The following is a 3162-nucleotide window of genomic DNA, read 5'->3' on the forward strand; positions in this document are numbered from 1 at the left end:
CGGCCGCGAAGCCGGTCGCGGGGGAGCGGTCGGTACTTATCGACGCAGGTTCCCTCACTCGCTGTCGGCACAGGCTGTACCTGGACACCGCGTACTCCGCGTTGTTGCGAAGCGAACCCGAGAATCCGGGCGTTCGGCAACGGCGTGAGGCTGCACAGACGCACCGTGAGTCGATCCGCGCGCAGTTGGCCGCCGAGGTGGACGGCTGGGTCGAGATCGAGGGTACCGATCCGCGGACGGCGTCGGAGCGCACGATGGCCGCATGCCGCCGAGGCGAGAAGTGGATCTGGAACGCGGTCCTGCCCGCCGAACGCGATACCGGCCGACGCGGCCGAAGTGAACTGCTGGTGCTGGACCCGGAAGGCGCAGGCTACATCCCGATCATCGTCGTCAACCACAAGGTCACCGACCCGGGCCGCGGCGCTGTCACCACCTCGTTCACCGAGTGGAAGCCCGTTGTCGACGAAACCCGCAAGGTGCGCAGTCAGCTCCGTGATCAACTACGGCTCGCCCACCTGCACCGCATGCTTCAGCACGAAGGGTTCGCCTCACCCAGCGCCGTCGGCGGAGCCATCGGGTACCGCGCCGAATGCATCCTCGTGCACGACCTGTCCGCGGCGTTCGACGAATACGACTCGCGCTTCGCAGACCGCCTCGCCATCGCCCGCGGCGAGAGCTTCACCGTGCCCTCGCAGGTGAGCGAATGTCGATCCTGTTCGTGGTGGAGCGACTGCCAACCGCAGCTGGCCGCCAATCGAGACGTCTCGCTGGTGGCGTCGGGGATGCGCGCCGAGGTTCTGCGCGCGCAGGGCGTGTTCACCATCGACGAGCTCGCCGACTGGTCCGGCCCCGAACCGGAGGACTGGCCGTTCGGAAGTTTCGCCGACGCCGTCGCCGCTGCCACCGCCTGGCGCGCAAACGTTCCGCTACTTCGTCGCACCGAAATGATCACGGTCCACCGCGCCGACGTCGAAGTCGACGTGGACATGGAGAGCTACCAGGAACACGGTGCCTACCTGTGGGGCACGCTGCTCACCGAAAAAGGTGGGCCCGCCCCGGTTTACCGCGGATTCGTCACCTGGGAACCCCTGCCCACCGTCGACGAAGGGCGTTCGTTCGCCGACTTCTGGGGATGGCTCATGGATACCCGCGCCGACGCTGCCGCCCAGGGCAAAACCTTTGCCGCATACTGTTATTCGCGATCTGCCGAAGACAAGTGGCTGCTCGACTCGGCGCGACGCTTCGCCGGCCTCCCCGGAATACCCACCGAAGCCGAAATCCGCGAATTCATCGACAGCGAACAATGGGTCGACATCTACCAAGCTGTCAGCGACCAATTCATCTGCCCCAACGGCAAAGGCCTGAAAAAGATCGCACCCATCGCCGGGTTCACCTGGCGCGACGCCGAAGCCGGAGGTGAAGCGTCCATGGGCTGGTACCGCGACGCCGTCGGCTACGACACCGAGCCCGACCTCGACCAGCGCACACGGCTCCTCGTCTACAACGAAGACGACGTCCAAGCCACCAAGGTCCTGCGCGAATGGATGAGCGACCGAGCCGAACTCGAAATCCCGACCATGGAATCGCTCCGAGTCCGTCCCAGCGTCTGAGCTCCAACCCTGAGTTTCAGCGCCCGAGTTCCGGCGCCCGAGTTTCAGCGGCTACATCGGCACTCGCCTGGCCCACCCTTACCGCATCGGCACTGCCTGGCCCACCCTTACCGCATCGATGTCACTTCGCAGCCGTCTAGCCGTTGCTGTGGGCCATCGATGCGGACAGGGTGGGCGGAGCGACTACCGCGGCGCCATGCGGATGGCACCGTCCATGCGGATGGTTTCGCCGTTGAGGTAGTCGTGTTCGGCGATCATTTGCACCAGCTGGGCGTATTCGGAGGGCTGGGCGAGTCGCGAGGGGAAGGTGACGCTGGCTTCGAGGCCCTTGCGGTATTCGTCGGTGACGCCGGCGAGCATGGGGGTGTCGACGATGCCGGGGGCGATGGTATTGACACGGATGCCGACCTGCGCGAGGTCGCGAGCTGCGGTGATCGTCATCGCGTGCACGCCGCCTTTGGACGCGGTGTAGGCGATCTGCCCGATCTGTCCTTCGAATGCTGCGACGGATGCGGTGTTGATGACGACGCCGCGCTGGCCTGCGTCGTCGACGGTCGAGAGTGACTGCATGCGGTTCGCGGCGAGCCGCATCACGTTGAACGTGCCGAGCAGGTTGATGGTGATGACCGTGCGGAACAGTTCGAGGTCGTGTGGGCCCTTCTTCGACAGGATGCGTCCTGCCCAGCCGACACCGGCGCAGTTGACGACGATGCGCAGCGGCACGCCCGCTTCGGTGATCTTGTCGAGGGCTGCTTCGACCTCTTCTTCGCTGGTGACGTCGGCTGCGATGAGGGTGACGCCGTCGGGGACGCTGTCACCTGCGCGTTCGATGGACTGTGCGAGGTCGAGTCCGAAGACTGTGGCTCCGGCGTCGGCGAGACGCTTGGCTGTTGCGGCACCCAGACCGGACGCGCCTCCTGTGACCAACGCTGCTGTTCCCGAAATCTCCACTGACGTGCACCCCTTTGCTGTTGGCGGCCCGGTGGTGGGCGCTCACTCGCCTTGCACCATAACCGGATGCCGCGGAGCACTCGGAGTGGGATGTGTCGGGCGCGACACACGAGACGGTTCAGTCGGCACTCGTCGCAGCATCGGTGGGTCGCCCGTCGTGGTCGTATTCGATGCGGTGGGTGCTGTCGTCGTCGACGAGCATGCTGGCGAGATGGGTCCGGCCGGCCGGGAGCAGTCGGGCCGTCGCAGCTCCGGTGTCCAGTGCATCGAGTCGGTCTGCGACGGACGCTGCGAGTTCTGTGCGGACGGCAGGGTCGAGGGCGTCGTCACCGCGGTCGTCGAGCAGAACCACTTGAACGCCTCTGCTGCGGGCCGACCTGGCGGCGTGCGACAGGCGATCGTCGACGAGGCCTCGGGCGCGCAGCGAATCGCGTAGCTCAGCTTCGAGCAGTTCGCACACGAGCCGCTCGTCGGACGAGATTTCGGGGCCGTCGACGATGCGGGCGAGCAGTGGCCGCGCCTGTTGATCGAGGCTTCGGAGCCGGGCATCGCGCTCGTCGAGCACGGCCGACGCCGCGGCTTCGGAGGCGACGCGCAACGT

At 66.4% G+C, this 3162-nt stretch carries 2 protein-coding genes and 1 pseudogene; 1 reads left to right on the top strand and 2 read right to left on the bottom strand.

Annotated elements, in window-relative coordinates:
* The first annotated feature begins 38 nt into the window (after nt 1-38).
* A complete protein-coding gene (locus tag WBQ44_RS21205) occupies nt 39-1610 on the top strand; it encodes a TM0106 family RecB-like putative nuclease (RefSeq protein WP_495568643.1) in 1572 nt (523 codons plus the stop codon).
* A gap of 183 nt (nt 1611-1793) precedes the next feature.
* Here WBQ44_RS21205 and WBQ44_RS21210 read toward each other — a convergent pair whose 3' ends face one another.
* Nucleotides 1794-2561, bottom strand: a complete 768-nt coding sequence (locus WBQ44_RS21210; protein ID WP_495568642.1) for an SDR family NAD(P)-dependent oxidoreductase — start codon at nt 2559-2561, stop codon at nt 1794-1796.
* Between the two features lie 118 nt (nt 2562-2679).
* A pseudogene (locus WBQ44_RS21215) lies at nt 2680-3162 on the bottom strand (hypothetical protein); the annotation flags it as partial.

Source organism: Rhodococcus sp. (in: high G+C Gram-positive bacteria) (assembly GCF_049591685.1).
In the GTDB taxonomy this organism is placed as follows: Bacteria; Actinomycetota; Actinomycetes; order Mycobacteriales; family Mycobacteriaceae; genus Rhodococcoides.